This is a genomic window from Stenotrophomonas sp. Steno-C18 (genome assembly GCF_056393195.1).
This window is the reverse complement of record NZ_JBWJOX010000003.1, coordinates 197,920-223,257: the sequence shown is the minus strand read 5'-3', so window position 1 is coordinate 223,257 and position 25,338 is coordinate 197,920. Positions and strand designations below refer to the sequence as shown.

Annotated in this window: 18 protein-coding genes; 9 read left to right on the top strand and 9 right to left on the bottom strand. The window is 68.7% G+C overall.

Annotation, left to right across the window (positions count from 1 at the left end; translation table 11 throughout):
* The first annotated feature begins 162 nt into the window (after positions 1 to 162).
* The 5 genes from AC06FE_RS08250 to AC06FE_RS08230 are packed head-to-tail and all read left to right on the top strand — an operon-like array spanning position 163 to position 7,720.
* Positions 163 to 2,916, top strand: coding sequence for a M16 family metallopeptidase (locus AC06FE_RS08250; RefSeq protein WP_478072764.1), 2,754 nt, complete (start codon positions 163 to 165; stop codon positions 2,914 to 2,916).
* Between the two features lie 30 nt (positions 2,917 to 2,946).
* Positions 2,947 to 5,082, top strand: a complete 2,136-nt coding sequence (locus AC06FE_RS08245; RefSeq protein WP_478072763.1) for a peptidase domain-containing ABC transporter — start codon at positions 2,947 to 2,949, stop codon at positions 5,080 to 5,082.
* A 34-nt stretch (positions 5,083 to 5,116) separates the two neighbouring features.
* Positions 5,117 to 5,314 (top strand): zinc-finger domain-containing protein, encoded by a 198-nt coding sequence (locus tag AC06FE_RS08240; RefSeq protein WP_132865556.1) that lies wholly within the window; start codon positions 5,117 to 5,119, stop codon positions 5,312 to 5,314.
* Positions 5,315 to 5,322: 8 nt separating this feature from the next.
* Complete coding sequence (locus AC06FE_RS08235) at positions 5,323 to 6,435, top strand: glycosyltransferase (protein ID WP_478072762.1); 1,113 nt, start codon at positions 5,323 to 5,325, stop codon at positions 6,433 to 6,435.
* Positions 6,416 to 7,720: an O-antigen ligase family protein gene (locus tag AC06FE_RS08230; protein WP_478072761.1), complete on the top strand. Its 1,305-nt coding sequence runs from the start codon at positions 6,416 to 6,418 to the stop codon at positions 7,718 to 7,720. The genes AC06FE_RS08235 and AC06FE_RS08230 overlap by 20 nt, the downstream gene beginning before the upstream one ends.
* A gap of 84 nt (positions 7,721 to 7,804) precedes the next feature.
* On the opposite strand, the gene AC06FE_RS08225 is transcribed toward AC06FE_RS08230, so the two are convergent.
* Together AC06FE_RS08225 and AC06FE_RS08220 are read right to left on the bottom strand one after the other, a co-directional pair.
* Entirely contained in the window at positions 7,805 to 8,734 is a 930-nt protein-coding gene (locus AC06FE_RS08225) for an LpxL/LpxP family Kdo(2)-lipid IV(A) lauroyl/palmitoleoyl acyltransferase (protein WP_313252125.1), read from the bottom strand.
* Between the two features lie 14 nt (positions 8,735 to 8,748).
* Complete coding sequence (locus AC06FE_RS08220; RefSeq protein WP_478072760.1) at positions 8,749 to 8,907, bottom strand: hypothetical protein; 159 nt, start codon at positions 8,905 to 8,907, stop codon at positions 8,749 to 8,751.
* Between the two features lie 22 nt (positions 8,908 to 8,929).
* Between AC06FE_RS08220 and waaA the strand changes: the two genes are divergently transcribed.
* Complete coding sequence (gene waaA / locus AC06FE_RS08215; RefSeq protein ID WP_478072759.1) at positions 8,930 to 10,225, top strand: lipid IV(A) 3-deoxy-D-manno-octulosonic acid transferase; 1,296 nt, start codon at positions 8,930 to 8,932, stop codon at positions 10,223 to 10,225.
* A gap of 73 nt (positions 10,226 to 10,298) precedes the next feature.
* On the opposite strand, the gene AC06FE_RS08210 is transcribed toward waaA, so the two are convergent.
* The 3 genes from AC06FE_RS08210 to AC06FE_RS08200 all read right to left on the bottom strand — a co-directional run bounded on the left by AC06FE_RS08210 (position 10,299) and on the right by AC06FE_RS08200 (position 13,127).
* Complete coding sequence (locus tag AC06FE_RS08210; protein ID WP_132865551.1) at positions 10,299 to 11,648, bottom strand: TolC family outer membrane protein; 1,350 nt, start codon at positions 11,646 to 11,648, stop codon at positions 10,299 to 10,301.
* Positions 11,649 to 11,668: 20 nt separating this feature from the next.
* Positions 11,669 to 12,316, bottom strand: coding sequence for a protein-L-isoaspartate O-methyltransferase family protein (locus AC06FE_RS08205; protein WP_132865550.1), 648 nt, complete (start codon positions 12,314 to 12,316; stop codon positions 11,669 to 11,671).
* A gap of 148 nt (positions 12,317 to 12,464) precedes the next feature.
* Entirely contained in the window at positions 12,465 to 13,127 is a 663-nt protein-coding gene (locus tag AC06FE_RS08200; RefSeq protein WP_132865549.1) for a TetR/AcrR family transcriptional regulator, read from the bottom strand.
* 111 nt (positions 13,128 to 13,238) lie between these two features.
* On the opposite strand from AC06FE_RS08200, the gene AC06FE_RS08195 reads away from it, so the two are divergent.
* The 3 genes from AC06FE_RS08195 to AC06FE_RS08185 all read left to right on the top strand — a co-directional run bounded on the left by AC06FE_RS08195 (position 13,239) and on the right by AC06FE_RS08185 (position 20,574).
* Positions 13,239 to 14,369, top strand: coding sequence for an efflux RND transporter periplasmic adaptor subunit (locus tag AC06FE_RS08195; RefSeq protein ID WP_478072758.1), 1,131 nt, complete (start codon positions 13,239 to 13,241; stop codon positions 14,367 to 14,369).
* Positions 14,370 to 14,372: 3 nt separating this feature from the next.
* Complete coding sequence (locus tag AC06FE_RS08190) at positions 14,373 to 17,534, top strand: efflux RND transporter permease subunit (protein WP_478072757.1); 3,162 nt, start codon at positions 14,373 to 14,375, stop codon at positions 17,532 to 17,534.
* A 97-nt stretch (positions 17,535 to 17,631) separates the two neighbouring features.
* Positions 17,632 to 20,574, top strand: a complete 2,943-nt coding sequence (locus AC06FE_RS08185) for a diguanylate cyclase (RefSeq protein ID WP_478072756.1) — start codon at positions 17,632 to 17,634, stop codon at positions 20,572 to 20,574.
* A gap of 51 nt (positions 20,575 to 20,625) precedes the next feature.
* Here AC06FE_RS08185 and gdhA read toward each other — a convergent pair whose 3' ends face one another.
* The 4 genes from gdhA to leuC all read right to left on the bottom strand — a co-directional run bounded on the left by gdhA (position 20,626) and on the right by leuC (position 25,315).
* Positions 20,626 to 21,975 (bottom strand): NADP-specific glutamate dehydrogenase, encoded by a 1,350-nt coding sequence (gene gdhA / locus AC06FE_RS08180; protein WP_478072755.1) that lies wholly within the window; start codon positions 21,973 to 21,975, stop codon positions 20,626 to 20,628.
* Positions 21,976 to 22,091: 116 nt separating this feature from the next.
* Positions 22,092 to 23,153: a 3-isopropylmalate dehydrogenase gene (gene leuB / locus AC06FE_RS08175; RefSeq protein ID WP_478072754.1), complete on the bottom strand. Its 1,062-nt coding sequence runs from the start codon at positions 23,151 to 23,153 to the stop codon at positions 22,092 to 22,094.
* Between the two features lie 165 nt (positions 23,154 to 23,318).
* Entirely contained in the window at positions 23,319 to 23,897 is a 579-nt protein-coding gene (gene leuD / locus AC06FE_RS08170; RefSeq protein WP_446540034.1) for a 3-isopropylmalate dehydratase small subunit, read from the bottom strand.
* Positions 23,897 to 25,315 carry a 3-isopropylmalate dehydratase large subunit gene (gene leuC, locus AC06FE_RS08165; protein ID WP_478072753.1) on the bottom strand — a complete coding sequence of 473 codons (1,419 nt, stop codon included), beginning with the start codon at positions 25,313 to 25,315 and terminating at the stop codon, positions 23,897 to 23,899. The genes leuD and leuC overlap by 1 nt, the downstream gene beginning before the upstream one ends.
* Between the last annotated feature and the right edge of the window lie 23 nt (positions 25,316 to 25,338).

Sequence of the window (25,338 nt, the reverse complement as noted above, 5' to 3'; positions counted from 1 at the left end):
TTTCTGGAAACATGCCAGTGCATCCGATGCGGTATCTCCACAGAGGGATGGGCAAGGGAAGCCGCGCGACGACGGGATCGCGCAGGGAAGGTCGGGCGCGGGGAGCTTCCCCCGCCATCGGGCCTGGACAGGAATGGAAGGAATGAACCCCAGGGGAAATGGATGATCGGAGTTTCGCGTTGTGCAGTGGCGCTGGTCCTGTCGTTGGCGGGCGTGGGCGTGGGCGTTGCGATGGCCACGCCGGCGCCCCCGGCCTTGCCGGCGACGGTGGAGGCCGGGCCGTGCGTGGAGGGGATCTGCCAGTACCAGCTGCACAATGGCCTGCGCGTGTTGCTGTTCCCCGACGCAAGCAAGCCGACGGTGACGGTCAACCTGGTGTACGGCGTGGGCTCGCTGCACGAGAACTACGGCGAAACCGGGATGGCGCACCTGCTCGAACACCTGTTGTTCAAGGGCACCGCGCGCAACCCCGACATTCCCGGGCAGATGCAGAAGCGCGGCATCAGCAAGAACGCCACGACCTCGCTGGATCGCACCAACTACTTCGCCTCGTTCCCGGCCAGCGATGAAACGCTGGAGTGGGTGCTGGCGATGGAGGCTGACCGGATGGTCAACTCCAGGGTGGCCAAGGCCGACCTGGACAGCGAGATGACCGTCGTCCGCAACGAGATGGAAGCCGGCGACAACAGCCCCGTCGGCGTGCTGATGAAGCGCATGCGCTCGGTGGCCTTCGACTGGCACAACTACGGCAATATGCCGATCGGTGCACGCTCGGACGTGGAGAACGTGCCGATCGACAACCTGCAGGCGTTCTACCGCGCCTGGTACCAGCCGGACAACGCGCTGTTGATCGTTGCCGGCCGCATCGACGAGGGCCAGGTACTGCAGCGCGTGGCCGCCCACTTCGGCCCGTTGAAGCGGCCCGCCCGCGTGCTGCCGGTGCTGCATACGGTGGAGCCTGCCCAGGATGGCGAGCGCGAGGTCACCGTGCGCCGCAGTGGTGACCTGGCGCTGGTGGCGGCCAGCTACCACGTGCCGGCGCTGGCGCAGGCCGACAGCGCGCCGTTGGCGGTGCTGGCGAACGTGTTGGGCGACAACCCGAACGGGCGGCTGTACAAGGCGCTGATGGAGCCGAAGTTGGCGGCCTTCGCCACTGCCAGCGGGGAAAGCCTGCGCGATCCCGGCCTGTTCACCCTGATCGGCGTCCTGCCCAAGGCCGGTGACGCGGCCAAGGCCGAGGCCGAGTTGCTGCGCCAGGCCGAGCAGGTCGCCGCGCGTCCGGTGAGCGAGGAGGAGGTGGCCGCAGCCAGGCAACGCATCGCCAACGGGCTGGAGAAGCTGGCCAGCGACGTCAACGCAGTGGCGATGGCGCTTTCCGAGTACCAGGCGGCCGGTGACTGGCGGCTGCTGTTCGTGCAGCGCGATGCGATCGCCAAGGTCAGCGCCGCCGACGTCAACCGCGTCGCGGCGGCTTACCTCAAGCCCAGCAATCGCACCCTGGGCCGGTTCGTGCCGACGACCACGATCGATCGCGCCGGGATCCCACCGGCACCGGCGGTGGCCAGCCTGGTCGATGGCTACGTGGGGCGTGAAGCGGTCGCCGCCGGAGAGGCGTTCGAAGCCACGCCGCAGAACATCCAGGCACGCACCGAGACCTTCACCCTGGGCGAGGGGCTCAAGGTTTCGCTGCTGCCCAAGAAGAACCGCGGGCAGACAGTGACGGTGGATGCGACGTTCCGCTTCGGTGACGAGAAGGCCATGACCGGCCGCGGCATGGCGGGCAGCCTGCTGGGCTCGATGCTGATGATGGGCAGCACGCACATGGACCGGGGCCGGATCGCGGCGCGTTTCGATGCGCTGGCCACTCAGGCACAGGTGAGCGGGGGCATGCAGAGTGCGCAGATCCGCCTGTCGGGCCGACGCGACACGCTGGCAGAGGCGTTGGCCCTGGCCGCGGACGTGCTGCGCAACCCGGCGCTACCGGAAGACTCGTTCGAACAGCTTCGCCTGCAGGCCGTCACCGCGACCGAAGCACGGCGCAGGGAACCCGGTGCGGTGGCATCGCTGGCGTTGGCCCGCTACTTCGACCCGTGGCCGGAAGGCCATCCGCTGCATGTGGAAACGCTGGACACCGCGCTGGAGCGGCTCAATGCGGTGAAGCTGCAGGAACTGGCCGCCTATCACCGCGACTTCTACGGCACCAGCGTGGGCGAGATCGCCATCGTCGGCGACTTCGACGCCGAGGCGGTGAAGGCACAACTGCAGTCCCTGTTCGTGGACTGGAAGGCACCACGCGCCTATGTGCCGATCAGCACCCACTACCAGCCACGCGCGGCGATGCAGCAACGCCTGGCCACGCCGGACAAGCCCAATGCGGTATTGCTGGCACGACAGAACCTGTCGATCAATCTGGCCGATGCGGACTTCGCCGCGCTCAACATCGCCGTCAACATCCTTGGTGGCGATCCGCTGAAGGCACGGCTGGCCGACCGCATCCGCCAGAAGGAAGGCCTCAGCTACAGCGTGGGTGCCGCGCTGCATGCCGACGAAAGCCGGGAAGGACGTGACGATGCGGGCAGCATCGCCGTGCAGGCAATTGCCGCGCCGGAGAACATGGACAAGGTCGAGCGCGCGGTGCGCGAGGAACTGGCCCGGCTCGTGGCCGATGGGGTCACCGAACAGGAACTGCGTGATGCGGTCAATGCGCGGCTGGTGGTGCGCGAGCAGTCGCGTGCCAGCGATGGCGCGGTGGCCAACCTGCTCACCGACCACCTGTACTACGCGCGTGCCATGCAGTTCGAGATCGACCGGGATGCGGCCTATCGCGCGTTGACGGTCGAGCAGGTCAATGCCGCCATCCGCAAGCACCTGGATCCCGGCCAGCTGAGCGTGTTCGTTGCCGGCGATTTCAAATAACGACGAAGGAGCGGCCAGGGACGGCCACGGATGAACAGCATTGTCCAATCCGAGGCTGCCGACAGCGGCCTCGCTTCCCTTGCCATGGTGGCCAAGGCCCATGGGCGCCCGGTCGGACTGCCGGAGCTGCGGCGACGTTTCCCCGGGTGCGCGAACGGCGCGACGCTCGCTGGGCTGGTCGACGCCAGCCGGCAACTGGGCTTCCATGCACGGCCACGGCAGCCTGGCGCCGCACTGGCCAGCGTGGACCTGCCCTGCATCCTGCAGGGGGAGCGGGGTCATTTCGTGGTCCTGCAGCAGTTGCGGGGCAATCGTGCCACGGTGCTGGACCCGGTCGCGGGGACGCGCCGGATGTCGCGGTCCGAACTCTCCGGCTGCTTTGGTGGCGCGGCGCTGGTATTGGAGCCGGCGGCGATGTTGGCCTCCCCTGAAACAGGGGCCTTGATCAGCCTGCGCCGCCTGGCCGGACCGGTCCCCGGCCTGCGAACGGTGCTCGCGCAGGTGCTGGTGTTGTCGCTGGCGCTGCAGGTGTTCGTGCTGTTGGCGCCACTGCTGATGCAATGGGTGGTGGACCAGGTGCTGGTCGCGGCCGACCGCGACCTGCTCGCGGTGTTGGCGCTCGGCTTTGGCCTGGCCCTGGTGCTGCAGGTGGGCATCGACGCGGTGCGAGGCGTGGCCGTGGTTCGCCTGTGCGCGCGGCTGGGCGAGCAGTGGACCGGCAATGTGCTTGCGCACCTGTCGAGGCTGCCGCTGGCCTTCTTCGAGCGACACGGCCCGGCCGGCGTCGTCGCGCGGTTGGCCTCGCTGCGCCAGATCCAGCGGACCGCGGCCAGCGGCGCGCTCGAAGGGCTGGTCGATGGTCTGCTGGTGGTGCCGTTGCTTGGCTTGATGCTGCTGTACAGCCCCGGACTGGCAGGCGTGGCCGTGCTAGCGGTGGTGCTGTATGCGGGCGTGCGCCTGTCGGCTGCGAAGTCACAGCACATGCAGCGCGAGCGGCAGTGGGTGGTGGATGCCCGCCAGCAGGCGTACCTGCTGGAGACGCTGCAGGGCATGCAGGGCGTGAAGGTGGCAGGCGCGGAATCGCGCAGGCGCGACGGTCATGACCTGCTGCGCTGGGAGGCGGCCCAGTACGAGGCGCGGCTCGCCCATTTCGACGTGGCCTTTCGTGGCACGCGCCAGCTGCTGTTCGGTCTGGCACGCATCGCTTCGATCTGGATCGCGGCCGCGCGGGTGCTGGACGGTGCCTTGACGGCCGGCATGCTGATCGCCGTCCTGGCCTACGGGGAGTTGTTCATGGCGCGGATGAGTGCCCTGATCGACCAATGGCTGGCGCTGCGCGTGTTCCGGTTCCACCGTGAACGCCTGGCAGGGGTCGTGTCGGCCATGCCGGAGCCGGAACCGGAACTGCCCGGGCCTGCGGCGATGCCCGAGGACAGCCGGATCGAAGTGGAGGACCTGTGCTTCCGCTATGCCGATGACGCGCCGTGGGTACTGGAGGGATGCAGTTTCAGCATCGCTGCCGGGGAGTCGGTGGCGATCACCGGTGCTTCGGGCTGCGGCAAGACCACGCTGGTGAAACTGATGCTGGGTGTGTTGACGCCGACCCGCGGCAGCATCCGCATCGGGGGCCATGCGCTGCAGGCGCTGGGACGGCACGAGCTGCGCCGCATCATCGGTGCGGTGATGCAGGGGGATCAGCTGTTCAGTGGCAGCATCGCCGACAACATCAGCTTCTTCGACCCGGACGCGGACCCGGCGCGGATCGAGGTCGCTGCCAGCCTGGCCGCCGTGCATGCGGAGATCATCGCCCGGCCAACGGGCTACCACGGGCAGGTCGGCGATCGGGGCAACGCCCTGTCCGCGGGCCAGCAGCAACGGATCCTGCTCGCGCGCGCCTTGTACCGGCAGCCCCGGTTGTTGTTCCTGGACGAGGCCACCAGCCATCTGGACCCATGCGGTGAGCAGCAGGTCAACGTGGCCGTGTGCCGGCTGCGCCTGACCCGGCTGCTCGTCGCGCATCGACCCGGGGCGGTCGTCGGCGCTGATCGGGTGCTGCGCCTGGAGGCCGGCCGGCTGAGCCGGGAACCACCGCAGGTGGCCACGGCCGGTGACGGCCGCGCGGAGGAGACGCCGGCGGGCGGTCCGGCACCGGGGTGGCACTGGTAGAATTGGCCGGTCCCTGATTTCGCTGAACGACGCCATGAGCCATACCGCCACCGCACCCGCCAACTCCGAGAAGCGCTACACCGTGCACCGCGCCGACCTGCCGTTGAGCTGCCCGACGCCGGAGATGGCGCTGTGGAACTCGCACCCGCGCGTCTACCTGCCGATCGACAAGGAACCCAACGGCGAAGCCGCCTGCCCGTACTGCGGCTCGGTCTTCGTGCTGGTTGACTGAACCGGACGATGCGCCGCCTGACCGTGGTGCAGTTGCTGCCGGCGCTGCACGCCGGTGGCGTCGAGCGCTCGACCCTTGAGATCGCCCGCGCGCTGGTCGCGGCGGGCCATCGCGCCATCGTGGTATCGGCCGGCGGCCGGCTGGTGCAGCCGCTGCTGGACAGCGGTGCCGAACACCTGACACTGGATATCGGCCGCAAGTCGCTGCTGACCCTGCGGCACGTGGCCAGCCTGCGCCGCCTGTTCGTGGAAACCGGCGCGGACATCGTGCATGCGCGTTCGCGCCTGCCGGCATGGCTGGGCGGGTATGCCTTGCGCGGCATCAAGCCGCCCCAGCGGCCGCATTGGGTGACCACCATGCACGGCCTGAATTCACCGGGCCGCTACAGCGGCATCATGGCCAGCGGTGAACGCGTGATCTGCGTATCGCAGACGGTGCGTGCCTACCTGCTGCAGCATTACCCGGCCACTGACCCGGGCAAGCTGCGCGTGATACCGCGTGGCATCGACGCCAGCCAGTTCCCGCGCACGCCACGCGCCGACCGGCGTCCGCGCCTGGAGGTGGCACGCCAGCACCCGGCGCTGGCCGGCGATGCGCCCTTGCTGCTGCTGCCGGGGCGTGGCACCCGGCTGAAAGGGCATGCGCACGCCATCGGGCTGCTGGCGGCGCTGAAGCAGCAACAGGTGCAGGCGCTGCTGTGGATGCCGGGGGCACGCGCGCCTGGCCGGGAAAGCTACCTGCAGGAACTGGAACAGCTTGCGGAACGACTGGGCGTGGCCGGGCAGGTGGTCTTCAGCGAGGCCACCGACCGCATGTCACAGGCCTATGCGGCCAGTGACCTGGTCCTGCAGTTGTCCGACAAGCCGGAAGCGTTTGGTCGCACGGTGCTTGAGGCGCTGTCAGTCGGTCGACCGGTACTGGGTTGGGCCCACGGCGGCGTCGGTGAACTGCTGGCGCAACTGCAGCCCGAGGGGGCGGTGGCGCTGGGTGACGATGCAGGCCTGCTGCAACAGGCATTGCAGATGCTGCGGCAACCGCCGGCATTGCCCGGCCGGATTCCCTTTACCCTGCAGGCCATGCAGCGTGCCACCCTGGATGTCTATGCCGAACTCACGCGCTGATGGTGCAGGTGCCAGTGCCCGTTGGGCACCGGCATGGGTGATTGCCTTCGTCGCTTGCTGGCCGGCGCCCGGGATTGCCGAAGCGGTGCTGGTGCTGGGGGCCTTGTTCACCGCGGTGCGGTTGGTGCAGTTGCATCTGCGTGGCGGCATCCGGCCGTTGCTGAGCATCCCGGCATGGGCGCTGACCGGCGTGTTGTTCCTGGCCTACTGGCTGCCCCAGGCGGTGTCCGCGTTCGATGCGGCCGATCCGGGCAGGACCTGGGGCAAGGTGGCCGCCGCGCTGCGCTACCTGCCGTTCATGTGGCTGGTCGCCATTGCCGTGGCCACGCCGCAACGGCGACGGATCACCTTCACCGGCCTGGCGCTGGTGACCGCGGCGTGGACGCTGGATGCGCTGATGCAGGCCGTATTCGGCACCAGCGCATTGTTCTGGTCGATGGACCAGCTCAAGTGGCTGATCAGTGGACACAGCCTGTGCACCGCACAGGAGGTCGCCGCGGCAGATCGCCTGCCGGGCGTGTTCGGCCCGTGCAACCTGAAGTTCGGGCAGGTGTTGGCGGCGGTGTCGCCGTTCCTGCTGTTCTTCGTGGGCCAGCGCATGGGGCGCTGGGGCTGGTTGCTGGCTGCCGCATGGGTCGGCGTGGTGCTGGTGCTGGCCGGTTCGCGTGCCTCCTGGATCAGTTATGCGCTGGTCGTGCTGTTCTCCGGCGGGCGCCTGCTGGGCGCGAAGCGGATGGCACTGGTGGTGCTCGCCGGCGTGGCCGGTACGGTGGCGCTGGGCCTGGGGTCGTCGCAGGTACGCGAGCGCTTTGCCCGCACGCAGATGGCCTTGAGCGGTGATGCCGGCGGCATGGACCAGGCCTTGTCCGGGCGCAGCCAGATCTGGGGAGCGGCGCTGTGCATGGTGCGCGAGCACCCGCTCAACGGCGTGGGCGTGCGCGATTTCCGGCGGGCCTACCCGCAGTGTGATCCGTCACCGCAGAGGACCGCGGCCTGGGGCGACAGCCCGGCCCTGCATGCGCACCAGATCGTGCTGGAGATCCTGGCCGAAACCGGTGTTCTCGGCCTGCTGCTGTGGATGGCGGGCGCGGCGATGGCCATCCGTGCCTGGATCTATGCCTCCCCGCTGGCCCGCGACCAGGCCCGGCCGGCGGCGTTGGCCTTGGCGACCACGGTGTTCCCGCTCAACACGCACCTGGCGTTCTATTCCACGTTCTGGGGAGGCGTGCTGGTGGTGCTGGCGGCCCTGTATGCCGGCGCACTGCTGGCCGACGAACAGGAGTGAGGCTGGCGCGCCGCCGGAGCGGGTGGCGCACGGCCAGGTGACCGGGGATGTACCACGGCGCGGGTGCCAGGCACCGACGCGGGCTCAGTCCTTGCGCGCGTAGAAGTTGCTCAGGCCTTCGGGTTGGCGCTTGAAGCGGCGGTGGATCCACAGGTACTGCGCCGGCGCTTCGCGGACCATGTCCTCGATGGCAGCATTGACCTTGGCGGTGTCGGCCACGGCGTCATCGGTGGGGAAGTCCGGCAACGGCGGGGCGATCTTCAGCACGTAGCGGCTGCCGACGCGACGATGGAAGTAGGGCACCACCGCACAGCCGGTCATGCGCGCGAACTGATGGGTCGCGGTGATGGTCGAGGCCGGCATGCCGAAGAACGGCACGAACACCGAATCCTTGCCGCGCATGTCCTGGTCCGGCGCATACCACAGGAAGCCGCCCTTCTTGAGGTGGCGAACGGTGGCGCGGATGTCCTCGTTGGCATACATCGCGCAGGCATAGCGCAGCCGGCCGCTCTTGACCGCCCACTCCATCACCGGGTTGCGGTAGCGGCGGTACATGCCGGCCAGTGGTACGTGGTCGCACAACAGCCGGCCGCACATCTCCAGCGTCATGAAGTGGCCGGAGACCAGCAGCACACCGCGGCCCTCGGCCTGCAGGGCACGCAGGTGCTCCAGGCCCTCGATCTCCACCTGCGGGCGGATGCGGTCGATGCTGCCCCACCAGGCACGGGCGAACTCGAACACGCCCACGCCGAGTGCATCGAAGCTGTCGCGCAGCAGGCGCTGACGCCAGGCGTCGTCCTGCTCCGGGAAGCACAGCCTGAGGTTGACCTCGGCCGCGCGCCGGCGGCTGCCGGCCAGATGCAGCGCCAGCCAGCCCAGGCCACGCCCCAGTGCGCGTTGCAGGGTCCATGGCAGCCGTGCCGCGAGCATCGCGATGCCCAGCCAGGCGAACGTCGGCCAGTGCCGGGGTTGCAGCAACGAGGGCCGGGTGGCGGTGGTGGGTGAATCGGACATGGGGCAATTCTAAGTCACCGGGGGAAAGGCAGGGCGAGCGGAGGCGGCAACGCCGTCTCCGGCAATCCTCGCTGCGCCGGATGCCAGGCAGGCGTGGGTTCCGGCAGGACCGCGCCGCCGGCTGCGGCATCGGCCTGCAGCCGGATCATCGTGGCGTCCTCACTGGTTTCCATCGTTCTCCCGTATCCTTCGCCGATGCGTAGGGATCCTGTCGAACTTCTGCTGCGTGGCCTGTATTCGGCCGTGCTTTACCTGTTGCTGCCGATCACCGTCTACCACCTGGTGTGGCGCGGTTTCCGCGTGCGCGAGTACTTCAAGCGCTGGGACGAGCGGTATGCGTCGTACCCGGAAAGCGGCGGTCAACCGCGGGTATGGCTGCATGCGGTGTCGGTGGGCGAGGTCAACGCCGCTGCGCCGGTGGTCAATGCGCTGCGCGAACTGCGCCCGGACATCCGCTGGATCATCACCACCATCACCCCCACCGGGTCGCAACGCGTGCGTGCGCTGTGGGGGGACGCGGTGGACCATGTCTACCTGCCGTACGACGTGCCGGGCAGCGTGAACCGCTTCCTGGCGCACTTCCGCCCGAGCCTGGCGCTGATCCTGGAAACCGAGTTGTGGCCCAACATGCTGTTCGGGTGCCGGGACCGCGGCATTCCGGTGTACATCCTCAACGCGCGCTTGTCGGCACGTTCGTTGAAGGGCTACCGTGTGCTCAGGGCGCTGGTCTCGCGGGCCCTGCGCACGGTCACCTGCGTGGCGGCGCAGTCCGCCGATGACGCGGCACGTTTCATCGCGCTGGGCGCGCGGCCGGAACAGGTGCGCGCGCTGGGCAACCTGAAGTTCGAGATCCATCCGCCCGATCCCACCGCCGTGCTGGAAGGCTTCCACCAGCATGTGCCGGACACGCGACCGGTGTGGATCGCCGCCAGCACCCATGAAGGCGAAGAGCAGGCCGTGGTGGATATCCACAGGCGCCTGCTGGAGCGGCACCCCGATGCCCTGCTGTTGTGGGCGCCACGGCATCCGGAGCGGTTCGCGAAGGTGGAAGCGGTGGCACGCGAGCAGGGCTGGCGCGTGGCCACGCGCAAGGCACAGCAGTGGCCGGAACCCGGCACGCAGGTGTTCGTGCTCAATACGCTCGGTGAGCTGATGGCGTTCTATGCGTGCGCGCGGGTCGCCTTCGTCGGCGGCAGCCTGCAGCCCATCGGCGGGCACAACCTGCTGGAGCCGGCGGCGATGGGCGTGGCGGCGATCACCGGGCCGCATCTGCACAATTTCGCCGAGATCTCCCGACGCATGGATGAGGCCGGCGCGCTGCGCATCTGCGCCGATGCGCAGGCGGTGGGGGCGACGGTGGAGCAGTTGCTGGAGAACGACGTCGAGCGTGAGCGCATGATCGAGGCCGGGCGCGCGCTGGTCGCCAACGGGCGTGGCGCGCTGGAACGCACGCTGGAACTGATCACCCCGCAGTTGCCACCGCGCAGCTGACCGCCGGGGAGGCAGATGGCAGGCAACAAAAAAGCGGGCATGGCCCGCTTTTTCGCAAGTACTGCAGGACGGTTTACTGGGCCTGCAGCTTTGCGGTGGCATCGACCGTGAGCAGGCGGTTGATGTCCTGCACTTCGGCGATCTCCAGGTCGCCCACGGCCTGGCTCAGGGCCAAGCGTGCCTGCAGGAAGTTGTAACGCGACTGGGCGTAGTCCAGCTGCGCCTGGAACAGGGTCCGCTGGTTCTGGACCACGTCCAGCACGGTGCGGGTACCGACTTCCAGGCCAACCTGCGAGGCGTCGTAGGCGCTCTGTGCCGAGACCACCGCCAAGCGGCGGGCTTCCACTTCGCTGATGCCGGCGACCAGGTTCTGGTAGGCATTGCGGGTGTTGCGGTCCAGGGCGCGCTTCTGCTGCTCGTAGGTGTCCTGCTGGATGTCACGGGTGGCCAGGGCCTGGCGCACGCGCGACTGGGTGGCGCCACCGGCGAAGATCGGCACGTTCAGGGTCAGGCCGATCGAGTTGGTGGTCGCATCCGGGGTGTTGGAGCTGCCGCCGGTGCTGTCGCCCCAGCGGGCGCTCTTGCCCCAGCTGCCGCCCAGCGACAGGGTCGGGTAGTGGCCGGCGCGGGCCGAGGACACGCTGGATTCGGCGGCGCTGACCTGCAGTTCCTGGGCCTTCAGGTCCGGGTTGCGGGACATGGCGTCGGTGACCAGCTGGTCGATGTTGCCGCGGTTGGCCGGGATGGCCGGACGGAAGTCTTCCGGCAGGCCGCGCACGTCGCGGACCGGCTGGCCGGTCAGTTCGGTCAGGGCCTGGTAGGCGTCTTCCAGCGTGTTGCGGGCAATGATGGTGTTGGCGCGCGCCTGGTCGTACTGGGCGCGGGCTTCGTGCACGTCGGTGATCGGTGCCAGGCCCACTTCCAGGCGCTTGTCGGCGTAGTCGAACTGCTTCTTGCCGGCCGCTTCGTTGGTCTCGGCCGCGCTCAGCGATTCGATCGCCACCAGCACGTTGAAGTAGGCGGTCGCGGTGCGGATGATCAGGTTGTCGTTGGCCGATTCCAGGGTGTAGTCGGCGGCCTTGCTCAGGTCACGCTGCGCGCGCAGGTCGGCGAACTGGCCCCAGTTGAACAGGGTCTGGCTGCCGTTGACGCCGTAGGTGCGGGTCTTGCTGGTGGTGCTGCCGCTGACGCCGTCGGCCTTGGTACGGGTACGGTCCAGCGATGCCTCGCCGTTGATCTGCGGCAGCAGCGCCGCGCGTGCCTGCACCTGGCCTTCCTGGGTGTACAGGCGGTTGGATTCGGCGGCCGACAACTGCGGGTCACCATTGCGGGCCATTTCGTAGACCTGCAGCAGGTCGGCGGCGTGGGCCGTCATCGGGAGCAGGGCGACTGCCAGCGCAAGGGTGAGGGATCGGCGGATCATTGCGGCTTCCTTGGAAGGTTTCAGAGTTGGAATTGCGGTGCAGGAGCAGCGCCCTGCAGGTAGTCGATGTCGGTTTCGAACAGCGATTCCACGCTGCCGTCTGCCTTGACGAGCACAGCTTCCATCACCGGGGAGGTGCCCTTGATGACGAACAGGCGGCCACCGGTGCGCAGCAGCTTGAGCAGGTGGGTCGGGACCGTTTCTACCGCACCGGTGATGCAGATGGCGTCGAACTGGCGCTGGCTGTCCCAGTTCAGGGCGTCGGCGACCTCGATGCGGACGTTGCTGCCCAGCTTGGCGCTGTCCAGGTTCTGGCGGGCGCGTTCAGCCAGCTCCGGCTGGATCTCCAGGCTCAGCACTTCGCGGGCCAGTTCGCCCAGGCAGGCGCTGAGGAAGCCGCTGCCGGTGCCCACTTCCAGCACTTCGTCGCTGGGCTGCAGGTCCAGTGCCTGCAGGGTGCGGCCTTCGATGACCGGCTTCATCATCTTCTGCCCGTGGCCCAGCGGCAGCTCGATGTCGGCATAGGCCAGGGCGCGGTGCGACTCGGCCACGAAGGCCTCGCGCGGCAGGCGGGCCAGCACGTCCAGCACGCGGATGTCCAGCACGTCCCAGGGACGGATCTGCTGTTCAACCATCAATTCGCGGACGTGGGAGTAGTTGATCGTCATGGGAAAGCTCGTCATTCCAGCGCGGTGGGCCGGCCATTTTACCGGTTAGGGGCGCGATGCGGGCCAAGCATCGCCGTGGCCGCTCGGGCGGCCGCAGTGCCGGAAGTCATTCGGACCTACGGTCTGTTCAGCTTGGCAGGGGCGGGTGTCAGCGCGGTGCATACGCCCGCAGGAAGAAGTCGACGCTGGCGGCCACGTGGGCATCCTGGTCGAGCTGGCCGGGCGCGGCACACAGCCCGCACATCATATGGGAGTGCAGCTCGCCCTTGATGATGCAGAAGTACTGGCGCGCGGCGACGATCGGGTCGGGGATGTCCAGTTCGCCCCGGGCCACACGGGCGGCCAGGAAGTCCGACAGCGCGGTCTCGGTGCGGGCCGGGCCGGCCTCCCAGAACATCTGCCGGATCCGGTCGTCGGTGTCCGGGCTCATCATCATCCGCTGGGTGGCCAGGGCCGCGTCGCTGCTGATCAGCGTGAAGAACGCATGGCCGATGCCCAGCAGCTGGTCGCGCAACGGGCCTTCGCTGTCGGTGACGAACAGGGCGTCGGGCATCATTTCCACGCACTTGGCCTGGATGGCCTCGCGGAACAAGGTCTCCTTGTCACCGAAATGGCTGTACACGGTGAGCTTGGATACGCCGGCACTGGCGGCGATGCCGTCCATGCTGACGCCGTTGAAGCCCAGCTCCACGAACATTTCCTTGGCCGCATCGAGGATGGCGGCACGTTTTCCAAGGTCTTTCGGACGGCCCGGCCCACTGCTGCGCGCAGGCTCCCGGGAGACGTTGGTGGCAGAGGATTTGGAAGACATGAGGGAATACTAGACCAGCTGGTTCGATATTTATACTATACCGCGTCGTTCAGTAATGGCGGTGAAACCCCGGCCGCCTCCCTTCCCCCTGCGTTCGCGACCCTGATCACCATGAACAACCTCCGATGGATTGGCGGCAGCCTGTTGCTGGCCGTGCTTGCTGCGTGTGGCAAAACCGAAACCGCCGCGGTGCCGGCCTTGCCGGTAATGGTGGTCAAACCGGCCGGCGGACAGGACGTGACCGTCACGGCCTATCCCGGCGAAGTGCATGCACGCGAGGAGGCCGCGCTGTCCTTCCGTGTGGCCGGCAACCTGCTGCGGCGTGAGGTCGATGCCGGCCAGCGGGTGAAGAAGGGCCAGGTGCTGGCCGAACTGGATGTCGCCGACTACGCGCTGCAGGCCCGTGCCGCACAGGCACAGTACGCCGCGGCCGAGGCCGACCTGGTGAAGGCCCGCGACGAGCACCGCCGCTATGAGGTGCTGGCCGCCCAGCAGGTGGTCAGCCGTTCGGCGCTGGACGCACAGACCGCGGCGCTGAAGGCGGCGCAGGGCCAGGCCGACGCGGCGCGGGCCAACCTGGACGTCAACCGCAACCAGGCCAGCTATGCGCAGCTGCGGGCACCGGCCGACGGCATGATCGCCGCGCGCGAGGCCGAGGCCGGGCAGGTGGTCGCCGCCGGGCAGACGATCTTCACCCTGGCCGCCGACGGCGCCCGCGAAGTGGCCATCGCGTTGCCGGAAAGCGCCATCCGCGAGTTCAGCGTCGGCCAGCCGGTCGAGGTGGAGTTGTGGAACCAGGCAGGCAAGCGCCTGTCCGGCAGCATCCGCGAGATCGCGGCCGGCGCCGATGCGCAGACCCGCAGCTACGCCGCGCGCGTGCAGCTGGCGGCCGACGCGTTGGATTCGGTCGAGCTGGGCCAGAGCGCCCGCGTCTACATCGGGCACGGCAAGGGGGCGGCGCTGAGCGTGCCGCTGTCGGCGGTGCAGGCAGGCAAGCAGCCGCAGCAGGCCAGCGTGTGGGTGGTCAACCCGGCCACCGGCGCACTGCAGTCGCGCGCGGTGACCCTGGGGGCCTACGGCGCCGAGTCGGTGCCGGTGATGCAGGGGCTGCGCGCCGATGAGTGGGTGGTGGCCGCCGGCGGCCACCTGCTGCGCGAAGGCCAGGTGGTGCGGGCCGTGGACCGCAGCAACCGCCCGGTGCTGGCACCGGCGCCGGCTGCCGCCGCGAACAAGGGGGAATGAGGCGTGCGCCGCTTCAATCTTTCCGAGTGGGCACTGACCAACCGCCCGCTGGTGCTGTTCATGATGATCGCCCTGGCGATCATCGGCACCTGGTCCTACAAACACCTCGGGCAGTCCGAGGACCCGCCGTTCACGTTCAAGGCCATGGTGATCCAGACCTCGTGGCCGGGCGCCACCGCCGAGCAGGTGTCGCGGCAGGTGACCGAGCCGATCGAGAAGGCGCTGATGAACACCGGGCAGTTCGAGTTCATCCAGTCGTACTCGCGGCCGGGCGAATCGCAGGTGATCTTCAGCGCCCGCGACGCGATGGCCTCCAAGGACGTGCCGGAGCTGTTCTACCAGGTGCGCAAGAAGGTGGGCGACATCCGTTCGCAGCTGCCGGCCGAGGTGATCGGGCCGTTCTTCAATGACGAGTTCGGCGATACGTTCGGCAACATCTATGCGCTGACCGGCAAGGGCTTCGACTACGCGGTGATGCGCGACTACGCCGACCGCATCCAGCTGGAGCTGCAGCGCGTGGCCGATGTCGGCAAGGTCGACCTGGTCGGCCTGCAGGACGAGAAGGTGTGGATCGAGCTGTCCAACACCAAGCTGGCCACGCTGGGCGTGTCGATGCAGCAGGTCCAGCAGGCGCTGTCCGAACAGAACGCGATGGCACCGGCGAGCTGGTTCGAGACCGCCAGCGACCGCGTGCAGCTGCGCATCACCGGCCAGTTCAACTCGGTGCAGGAGATCAGCGACTTCCCGATCCGCGCCGGTGACCGCACCGTGCGCCTGGGCGACATCGCCCAGGTCAAGCGTGGCTTCGCCGACCCGGCCTCGGCCAAGATGCGCTTCATGGGCGAGGACGCCATCGGCATCGCGGTGGCGATGAAGAACGGCGGCGACATCATCAAGCTCGGCAAGGCGCTGGACGATGAGTTCGCGCGCCTGCAGAAGACCCTGCCGGTGGGCATGGAACTGCGCAAGGTGTCCGACCAGCCGCATGCGGTGAAGGATTCGGTGGGCGAGTTCGTCAAGGTGCTCACCGAGGCGGTGGTGATCGTGCTGCTGGTGAGCTTCTTCTCGCTGGGGCTGCGCACCGGCCTGGTGGTGGCGGTGTCGATCCCGCTGGTGCTGGCGATGACGTTCTTCCTGATGCACCAGTTCGACATCGGCCTGCACAAGATCTCGCTGGGCGCGTTGGTGCTGGCGCTGGGCCTGCTGGTGGACGATGCGATCATCGCGGTGGAGATGATGGCCACCAAGATGGAGCAGGGCTACGACCGCATGCGTGCGGCCAGCTTCGCCTGGGAGTCCACCGCCTTCCCGATGCTGACCGGCACCCTGATCACCGCCGCCGGCTTCCTGCCGATCGCCACGGCGGCATCGAGCACCGGTGAGTACACCCGCTCGCTGTTCCAGGTGGTGACCATCGCCCTGCTGGTGTCCTGGGTGGCCGCGGTGCTGTTCATCCCGTACCTGGGCGACAAGATGCTGCCGGACCTGCACAACCCGCAGCCGCCCAAGCCGACCAGCATCGCCGGCCGCGTGCGTGCGCTGCGCCAGCGTTGGGCCGACCGCAACCCGGCGCTGGCCAACCTGGTCGCGCCGAAGGAACTGACGCACGACCATGACCCGTATGGCACCGCGTTCTACCAGCGCTTCCGGCGTTTCCTCGACGCCTGCCTGCGTCGCCGCTGGCTGGTGATCTTCGCCACCATCGGCCTGTTCGTGTTCTCGCTGGTGATCTTCCGCTTCGTGCCGCAGCAGTTCTTCCCCGATTCGACCCGGCCGGAGCTGATGGTGGACATCGAGCTGGCCGAAGGGGCCTCGCTGACCGCCACCCAGGCCCAGGCCGAGAAGTTCGAGGCCCTGCTCAAGGGCCATGCCGGCATCGCCAACTTCGTCGGCTACGTGGGCACCGGTTCGCCGCGCTTCTACCTGCCGCTGGACCAGCAGCTGCCGGCCACCAACTTCACCCAGTACGTGGTGCTGGCCGAAGACACCCATGCCCGCGAGGAAGTGCGCGAGTGGCTGCTCAAGGAGGTGGTGCCGCAGTTCTCCGACGTGCAGATGCGCGTCACCCGCCTGGAGAACGGCCCGCCGGTGGGTTACCCGGTGCAGTTCCGGGTGTCCGGCGAGCACATCGAGCGGGTGCAGGCCATTGCCCGGCAGGTGGCGGACAAGGTGCGCGAGAACCCGCACACCACCAACGTCAACCTCAACTGGAGCGAGCCGAGCAAGGTGGTGCGGCTGGTCGTGGACCAGGACCGCGCGCGCGCGCTGGGCGTGAGCAGCGCGCAGCTGGCGCAGTTCCTGAGCAGTTCGTTGTCCGGCACCAGCGTCAGCACCTACCGTGAAGGCAACCGCCAGATCGGCATGCTGCTGCGCGGCCCGGAGGACGAGCGTGCGCACCTGGAGATGCTGGGCAGCCTGGCCATTCCCACCAGCAGCGGCAAGCCGGTGTCGCTGTCGCAGGTGGCGCGCCTGGAGCAGGTGTTCGAGGACGGCATCATCTGGCACCGCAACCGCCTGCCGACCGTCACCGTGCGCGCCGACATCGGCGACAGCATGTTGCCGGTGGGGGTGGTGCAGCAGCTGCTGCCGACGCTGGAGGGCATCCGCGCCGAGCTGCCGGACGGCTACCTGCTGGAGACCGGCGGTACCGTGGAGGACTCGGCCCGTGGCCAGAACTCGATCAATGCCGGCATGCCGCTGTTCCTGGTGGTGGTGGCCACGCTGCTGATGCTGCAGCTGCGCAGCTTCTCGCGGGCGGCGATGGTGTTCGTCACCGCACCGCTGGGCATCATCGGCGCGACCCTGTTCCTGCTGATCTTCCGCGCGCCATTCGGCTTCGTGGCGATGCTGGGCACGATCGCGCTGGCCGGCATGATCATGCGCAACTCGGTGATCCTGATCGACCAGATCCAGCAGGACATCGACGCCGGGCACGACCGCTGGCACGCGATCATCGACGCCACCGTGCGCCGCTTCCGGCCGATCGTGCTGACCGCGCTGGCCGCGGTGCTGGCGATGATCCCGCTCTCGCGCAGTGCCTTCTATGGCTCGATGGCGATCGCGATCATGGGCGGGCTGATCGTCGGCACGGTGCTGACCCTGGTGTTCCTGCCGGCGCTGTACGCGGCCTGGTTCCGGGTGCGCCCGGACGAAGCGGCCCAGTAAGCGGTGGGAGATCCGTCCCTGGAAGGGGCGGATCTCACGCCGGAATGCTAAATTGAAGCGGCCGGCCGCTGGCCGGGAGGACCTGCGGGAGGCAGGTTTGCCCAGACCGCTTCACCATTTCCCGAACCCCGTCACCCGCGCCATCGCGCGGGTCGCCGGGTGCTGCCTGTGGGTGCTGCTGGCGGTGCTGGCCGCGCCGCTGGCGCAGGCCGCGCGCCACACCGTGGCCGGTTGGGACATGGAGCAGGGGCTGCCGCACAACCTGGTGCAGGCGGTCGCGCAGGACAACGAAGGGTTCATCTGGCTGGGGACGTGGGAAGGCGTGGTCCGCTTCAACGGGCGCAGCTTCACCGTGTTCGACCGCCAGAACACCCCGGGCGTGGAGCTGTCCGGCGTGCCCACCCTGCTGGCCGACCGCGACGGCGGCATGCTGTTCGGCACCATCAACAACGGCCTGTACCGCTACCACCGCGGGCGCTGGGAAGCGCTCGGCGGGGAGCAGGCCCGCCACCTGTCGATCACCGCCTTGCTGCGCGACGCCGACGGCACCCTGTGGGTGGGCGCGAAGGAACGGTTGCTGCGGTTGTCCGCCGAGGGCGAGCTGCGCGACGTCGGCCTGTCCCCGGGCCTGCCCGAAGCCACCATCACCGCCCTGGCGCAGTCGGCCGACGGCACGATGCTGGTGGCCACCGAGCGTGGCGTGTTCCAGCTCCGGGGCAGTCAGGCAACGGCTTGGCAGGACAGCGCCGGCTGGGTGGTGCGTGACCTGGTGGGAGATGGAAAGGGCGGTTGGCTGGTCGCGGCCGATGACGGCGTGCACTGGCTGCGCGGTAATGGCACGCGCGAGCACCTGTACCCGGGTGAGCGCGTGGAGCGGCTGCGCCGCGATGCCGGCGGCGACCTGTGGTTGAGCCTCTCGGCCGGACGGCTGGAACGCTTCGGCGCAGGCCAGCGCGAGCGCATCGCCATCCCCGGCCAGGTCAGCCCGGCGCTGATGATCGACCGCGAAGGACTGGTCTGGGCCGGAAGCACCGATGGCCTGTTCCGGATCGACGAAGGCGCCGCGCAGGGGCTGACCGAGACCGAGGGGCTGGGTTCGAACTACGTCCGCGCGGTCATCCAGTCCGCCGATGGCACGTTGTGGATCGGCCACTCCGAGGGGCTGGACCGGCTCGATGGCGGGCAGCTGCGGCGGGTCCCGCTGGTTCCCGGTGCCCGTCGCGATGCCTCGGTGCTGGCGTTGGCGGTGGCCCCCGGCACGCTGTGGGCGGGTACCTACAACCATGGCGTGCTGCGGCTGGATGCCGATGGCACGGTGCGGCAGCAGGTGGTGCTGCCGGGCACGGTGCAGCCGCTGGTGCGCGCGCTGTGCGTGGATGCCGATGGCGGGCTGTGGATCGGCAGCGCCGAAGGGCTGTTCCATTACCGCGATGGTCGCCTCCGCCTGTACGGGCTGGAGGAAGGCCTGCCCGGCGCGGCGGTGCATGCGCTGTACCGTGATGCCGGCGGCGTGCTGTGGATCGGGACCAATGCCGGCATGGCCTCGCTCGGTGCCGATGGCAAGCTGCAGAGCTGGTCGGTGCAGAGCGGTTTCCCGGCCAGTTACGTGTTCGATTTCCTCGGCGATGGCAACGGCGACCTGTGGATCGCCACCGACCATGGCCTGCTGCGCAAGCGCGGGCTGGACGTGCAGGTGTTCGACCACCGCAGGGGCCTGCCGCGCGACAAGGTGTTCCGCATCATCGACGACGGCCGCGGGCACCTGTGGTTGCCCAGCAACCAGGGCGTGTTCCGGCTCGACCGCAATGACCTGGTCGGGGTGGCGGCAGGGGCGCGCAGCCAGTTGGCGGTGCATGTGATCGACCACACCGACGGCATGCCGAGCAGCCAGGCCAACGGTGCGTCCTCGCCGGCCGGTTGGCTCGCCCGTGACGGGCGCCTGATGTTTCCCACCGCCGAAGGGCTGGCGGTGATCGACCCGCTGCGCGTGGACGGCAACGCCCGTCTGCGCCGGTCGCCGGTGGTGATCGAAGGGGTGGTGATCGACGGTACACCGCAGGCCCCGCAGGAACGCTATGCGTTGCCGCCGGAAGTGGAGCGGATCGAGGTCGCCTACACGGGGCTGGGGTTCCGGGCGCCGGACAAGATGCGCTACCGCTACCGGCTGGAGGGCTTCGACGCCGACTGGGTCGAGGCCGGCGAGCGTACCGAGGCGGTGTACACCAACCTGGCCCCGGGCAACTACCAACTGCGGGTGCAGGCGATGACCCTGCCGCTGGATTGGCAGGATGCGCGCCGCGTCGGCGAAGCACGCCTGCAGCTGAGCGTGGCCACGCCGTACTGGCGACGGCCGTGGGTGATGGCGATGGGCGTGGTCGCGCTGCTCGGGCTGGTGCTGGTCCTGGTGGCCTGGCGCACGGCCAGCTACCGCCGCCGGCAACGCCTGCTCAGCACCGAGATCGCGGCGCGGACGCAGGAGCTGAGCGAGAAGAACCGCGCGCTGCAGCAGGCCGACGCCGAGCGCGACAACCTGCTGCGGCGGCTGGAACACATGGCCATGCATGACGTGCTGACCGGCCTGCCGAACCGGCGCGCCGGTGATGCCTACCTGCAGCAGTCCATGCGCGAGGCCGAGCGCGACGGTGCGCCGCTGCACGTGGCGCTGCTGGACATCGACCATTTCAAGCAGATCAACGACGGCCACGGGCATGAGGCCGGTGACCAGGTGTTGCGTGACGTCGCCAGCCTGCTGCAGCTGCAGCTGGGCGAGAACCAGTTCGTGTCACGCCATGGCGGCGAGGAGTTCCTGATCGTGCTGCGCGGCATGTCGTTGCCGGCCGCGGCCGAACAGCTGCAGGCGGTACGCATGCAGCTGGCGCGGTTGCGTCTGGAGGAACTGGGCGCGGACACGCATATCACCGTCTGCATGGGCCTGGCCAGCCTGGGCCCGGGGCAGCAGACCGTGCGGACCCTGCTGGCGGCGGCGGACCGCCAGTTGTATCGCGCCAAGCACGAAGGCCGCAACCGCGTCGCGCACTGAGTTGCGGCCAAGGCGCCGTGCGTGTCGCACGGCGCGGCGTTGGCGGCAGGCTCAGTACAGGCCCTGTGCCAGCATCGCGTCGGCGACCTTGACGAAGCCGGCGATGTTGGCGCCGTCGACGTAGTTGACGCTGCCATCGGCGCGCACGCCATGGCGCACGCAGTTGGCGTGGATCTCCTTCATGATCACGTGCAGGCGCTCGTCCACGTCGGCATGGCGCCAGGACAGGCGCAGCGCGTTCTGGCTCATCTCCAGGCCCGAGGTGGCCACGCCGCCGGCATTGCTGGCCTTGCCCGGCGCGTACAACGTGCCGGCGTGCAGGAACACGTCCACCGCTTCCAGCGTCGAAGGCATGTTGGCGCCTTCGGCCACGCACAGCACGCCGTTGCTGACCAGCGTGCGCGCATCGGTTTCGTCCAGTTCGTTCTGGGTGGCGCAGGGCAGGGCGATGTCGGCCGGGATATGCCACGGGCGGCGGTCGGCGAGGAACTCGAAGCGCGCATCGTCGGCCAGCTCGGACAGGCGGCCCCGGCGCTCGTTCTTCAGGGTCATCACCGCCTGCAGGCCGTCTTCGTCGAAGCCGTCGCGCGCGTACAGCGTGCCGCCGGAATCGGAGAAGGTCAGTACGCGCGCGCCGAGTTCGGCGGCCTTGATCGCCGCGAACTGGGCGACGTTGCCCGAGCCGGAGATCAGCACCTTGGCCCCGTGCGTTTCGCGGCGGGCGTGGTGCAGCATCTGCTCGACGAAGTAGACCGTGCCGAAACCGGTGGCCTCCGGCCGCATCAGGCTGCCGCCGTAGGCCAGGCCCTTGCCGGTGAACACGCAGGACGCATCATTGCTGAGCTTCTTCATCATGCCGGCCATGAAGCCGACCTCGCGCGCGCCCACGCCGATATCACCGGCCGGCACGTCGGTGTCCGGGCCCAGGTGGCGGTACAGCTCCAGCATCAGCGCCTGGCAGAAGCGCATCACCTCGCCGTCGCTCTTGCCCTTGGGGTCGAAGTCCGAGCCGCCCTTGCCGCCGCCCATCGGCAACGTGGTCAGTGCGTTCTTGAAGGTCTGTTCGAAGGCCAGGAACTTGAGGATGGACAGGTTCACCGACGGGTGGAAACGCATGCCGCCCTTGAACGGGCCGATCGCCGAGCTGTGCTGCACGCGCCAGGCCCGGTTGACGTGGGTCTGGCCGGCATCGTCGGCCCAGGCGACGCGGAACTGGATCACGCGCTCCGGCTCGACCAGGCGTTCCAGCAACCCGTAGCGGGTGTACTTCGGGTTCTGCTGCAGGAACGGCCACAGGCTGAGGGTCACTTCCTTCACCGCCTGCAGGAACTCGGGCTGGTGCGGGTCGCGCTTGGCCACGTGGGCCAGGAAGTCGTCGGGGCTACGGTAGTTCAAGGGCATTCCTCAAGGATGGGGGATCCGAAAACGGGGATCCAATAAGGGAAAGGCTGTCTATCCACCGGGCGACAAGAGGCCGCCAAAAAAAGACGCGGCCCAAAGGCCGCGTCCGGATGTCATTACTGCAGTTGGGCAAGCACGGCCTGGGCGGCCTGGCCGGTGCTGAGCGCCTGGCCCTGCGCGGCCAGGTCGGCGGTGAAGTGGCCGCCATCCAGTGCGGCGGTGACGGCCTGTTCGATCGCCGCCGCTTCGGCCTCCAGCCCGAGCGAATGGCGCAGCAGCATCGCCGCGCTGAGGATGGTGGCGTAGGGGTTGGCGATGCCCTTGCCGGCGATGTCCGGTGCCGAGCCGTGGATGGGTTCGTAGATGCCGACCTTGCCTTCCTGGCCCAGCGAGGCCGATGGCAGCAGGCCCAGCGAGCCGGCCAGCATCGAGGCCTCGTCGGTGAGGATGTCCCCGAACATGTTCTCGGTGACGATCACGTCGTAGGCGCGTGGCTTGGCGATCAGGTGCATGGCCATCGAGTCGACCAGCTGGTGTTCGAGTTCGACCTCCGGGAACTCCTCGCGGCCGATGCGCGCGGCGGTGTCGCGCCACAGCCGCGAGGTTTCCAGCACGTTGGCCTTGTCCACCGAGGTGAGCTTGCCGCGACGCTGCTGCGCCAGGCGGAAGGCGCTGCGCAGCACGCGCTCGATCTCGACCACGGTATAGCGGCACAGGTCGCTGGCACTGTCGGCATCGCGGGTCTTGTCGCCGAAATAGATGCCGCCGGTGAGCTCGCGCACGACGATGAAGTCCACGTCGGTGAGCAGCTCGGGCTTGATCGGCGAAGCATTCAGCGCTGCCGGATGCGTGCGCACCGGGCGCAGGTTGGCGTACAGGCCCAGCGCCTTGCGGATGGCCAGCAGGCCTTGTTCCGGGCGCACCTTGGCGTTCGGGTCGGACCACTTCGGGCCGCCCACGGCACCGAGCAGCACCGCATCGGCCTTGCTGCAGGCCTCCAGGGTGCTGGCCGGCAGCGGCTCACCGTGGTTGTCGATGGCGATGCCGCCGATGTCGTGTTCGCTGAAGGTGAAGCTGTGGCCGAAGCGCGCGGCGATGGCCTTGAGCACGTCCACGGCGGCGACGGTGATTTCAGGGCCGATGCCGTCACCCGGCAGTACGACGATGTTGGCTTGCATGTAGGGCTTCCGATTGCTGTTCTTTTGAAGCCCCTCTCCCTGAGGGAGAGGGGTTGGGGAGAGGGTAGGGAGGACCACGCGTTGTGTCTGGCCGCAGTAGTCCTCGCGCTTACCCTCATCCGCCCCTTCGGGGCACCTTCTCCCGGAGGGAGAAGGGTTTATGGCTCACGCCGCGCGGGCGGCTTCGTAGGCTTCAATTTCCGACACGCGGCCCAGCAGCCAGCCCAGCTGGTCCACGCCTTCCAGCAGGCAGGTCTGCGAGAAGCCATCCAGCGGGAACGCATAGGCCTTGCCGGATGACGTGCGCAGTTCGCGTGCGGCAACGTCCACGGTCAGTTCGTCGTCCGGGTGCTGCATCAGTTCCTGCACGTCGGCCTCGTCCAGAACGATCGGCAGCAGGCCGTTCTTCAGCGAATTGCCACGGAAGATGTCGGCGATCTCGCTGCTGACGATGGCGCGCAGGCCCAGGTCGGTCAGCGCCCACGGCGCATGCTCGCGCGAGGAACCGCAGCCGAAGTTGCGACCGGCCAGCAGGATTGAGCGCCCTGCATTCTCCGGTTGGTTGAAGGCGAACTCCGGGTTCGGCGAGCCGTCGGCCTGCCAACGCCAGTCGTTGAACGCGTTCTTGCCCAGCCCGGCACGCTCGGTGGTGGACAGGAACCGCGCCGGGATGATCTGGTCAGTGTCGATGTTGGTCTGGCGCAGCACCACGCTGCGCGAAACGATCCGGGTCAGTGCGGCCATCAGGCCACCTCCTTGGCAAACAGTTCACGCGGGTCGGCGACGTGGCCGTTGACCGCGGCCCAGGCCGCGCTCATCGGCGAGGCCAGCAGGGTGCGCGAGCCCGGGCCCTGGCGGCCTTCGAAGTTGCGGTTGCTGGTGCTCACCGCCAGTTGCCCCGGTGCGACCAGGTCGCCGTTCATGGCGATGCACATCGAACAGCCCGGCTCGCGCCACTCGGCGCCGGCCGCACGCACGATCTCGTGGATGCCTTCGGCCTCGGCGTCGCGCTTGACGATCTCCGAACCCGGCACCACCAGCATGCGCACGCCGTCGGCGACGCGGCGCCCGCGCAGGACCTGCGCCACTTCGCGCATGTCGCTCAGGCGGCCGTTGGTGCAGGAGCCGACGAACACCACGTCCACCGGCGTGCCGGCCAACGCATGGCCGGCCTCGAACTTCATGTAGTCCAGGCCCTTCTGCGCGGCCGCGTCGTTGGCGGCCGGGATCGGCGCATCCACGGCGATGGCGGTGCCCGGGTGCGTGCCCCAGGTCAGGGTCGGGCGGATGTCGGCGGCATCGATGTGCACTTCGGCATCGAAGCGTGCGCCGGCATCGCTGTTCAAGGTCTTCCAGTGGGCGACGGCGCTGTCGAAGGCGGCGCCCTTCGGGCCACGCGGGGTATTGGCAACCCAGTCGAACGTGACCTGGTCCGGCGCGACCATGCCAGCGCGCGCGCCGGCTTCGATCGACATGTTGCACAGGGTCATGCGCTGTTCCATGTCCATCGCGCGGATCGCCGAGCCGCGGAACTCCAGCACGTGGCCGGTGCCGCCGTTGACGCCAATCACACCGATGATGTGCAGCACCACGTCCTTGGCGCCGACGCCCGGGGCCAGCGCGCCATCGACGGTGATGGCCATGGTGCGGGCCTTGCGTTGCAGCAGGCACTGCGTGGCCAGCACGTGGCCGACCTCGCTGGTGCCGATGCCGAAGGCCAGCGAGCCGAACGCGCCGTGCGTGGAGGTGTGGCTGTCACCGCAGACGATGGTCATGCCCGGCTGGGTGAAACCCTGCTCCGGCGCGATGACGTGGACGATGCCGCGGTTGGCCGAGGCCAGGTCGAACAGCTCGATGCCGTACTCGGCGCAGTTCTTGGCCAGCATCTCCACCTGCGCCTCGGAGGCCTTGCTCGCGTACGGCAGTTTGCCGTCCGGGCCGGCCGGCAGGGTCGGGGTGGAGTGGTCCATCGTCGCCTTGGTGCGGTCCGGGCGGCGCGGCTTCAGGCCGCGCTCGCGCAGTTCGGTGAAGGCCTGCGGCGAGGTGACTTCGTGGATCAGGTGCAGGTCGATGTACAGCACGGCCGGCGCGCTGTCCGATTCGGGGACGACGACATGCGCGTCCCACAGCTTGTCATACAGGGTCTTGGGTGCGGAGCTCATTGCTTTCTGGTTCCGTTGCCTAT

Coding starts and splice junctions, on each gene's coding strand:
- AC06FE_RS08195 (WP_478072758.1), top strand. CDS start 13,239: ATGAACAACCTCCGATGGATTGGCGGCAGCCTGTTGCTGGCCGTGCTT.
- AC06FE_RS08210 (WP_132865551.1), bottom strand. CDS start 11,648: ATGATCCGCCGATCCCTCACCCTTGCGCTGGCAGTCGCCCTGCTCCCG.
- AC06FE_RS08230 (WP_478072761.1), top strand. CDS start 6,416: ATGCCGAACTCACGCGCTGATGGTGCAGGTGCCAGTGCCCGTTGGGCA.
- waaA (WP_478072759.1), top strand. CDS start 8,930: ATGCGTAGGGATCCTGTCGAACTTCTGCTGCGTGGCCTGTATTCGGCC.
- leuB (WP_478072754.1), bottom strand. CDS start 23,153: ATGCAAGCCAACATCGTCGTACTGCCGGGTGACGGCATCGGCCCTGAA.
- gdhA (WP_478072755.1), bottom strand. CDS start 21,975: ATGCCCTTGAACTACCGTAGCCCCGACGACTTCCTGGCCCACGTGGCC.
- AC06FE_RS08240 (WP_132865556.1), top strand. CDS start 5,117: ATGAGCCATACCGCCACCGCACCCGCCAACTCCGAGAAGCGCTACACC.
- leuD (WP_446540034.1), bottom strand. CDS start 23,897: ATGGCCGCACTGACCCGGATCGTTTCGCGCAGCGTGGTGCTGCGCCAG.
- AC06FE_RS08245 (WP_478072763.1), top strand. CDS start 2,947: ATGAACAGCATTGTCCAATCCGAGGCTGCCGACAGCGGCCTCGCTTCC.
- AC06FE_RS08200 (WP_132865549.1), bottom strand. CDS start 13,127: ATGTCTTCCAAATCCTCTGCCACCAACGTCTCCCGGGAGCCTGCGCGC.
- AC06FE_RS08250 (WP_478072764.1), top strand. CDS start 163: ATGATCGGAGTTTCGCGTTGTGCAGTGGCGCTGGTCCTGTCGTTGGCG.
- AC06FE_RS08235 (WP_478072762.1), top strand. CDS start 5,323: ATGCGCCGCCTGACCGTGGTGCAGTTGCTGCCGGCGCTGCACGCCGGT.
- leuC (WP_478072753.1), bottom strand. CDS start 25,315: ATGAGCTCCGCACCCAAGACCCTGTATGACAAGCTGTGGGACGCGCAT.
- AC06FE_RS08205 (WP_132865550.1), bottom strand. CDS start 12,316: ATGACGATCAACTACTCCCACGTCCGCGAATTGATGGTTGAACAGCAG.
- AC06FE_RS08225 (WP_313252125.1), bottom strand. CDS start 8,734: ATGTCCGATTCACCCACCACCGCCACCCGGCCCTCGTTGCTGCAACCC.
- AC06FE_RS08220 (WP_478072760.1), bottom strand. CDS start 8,907: ATGGAAACCAGTGAGGACGCCACGATGATCCGGCTGCAGGCCGATGCC.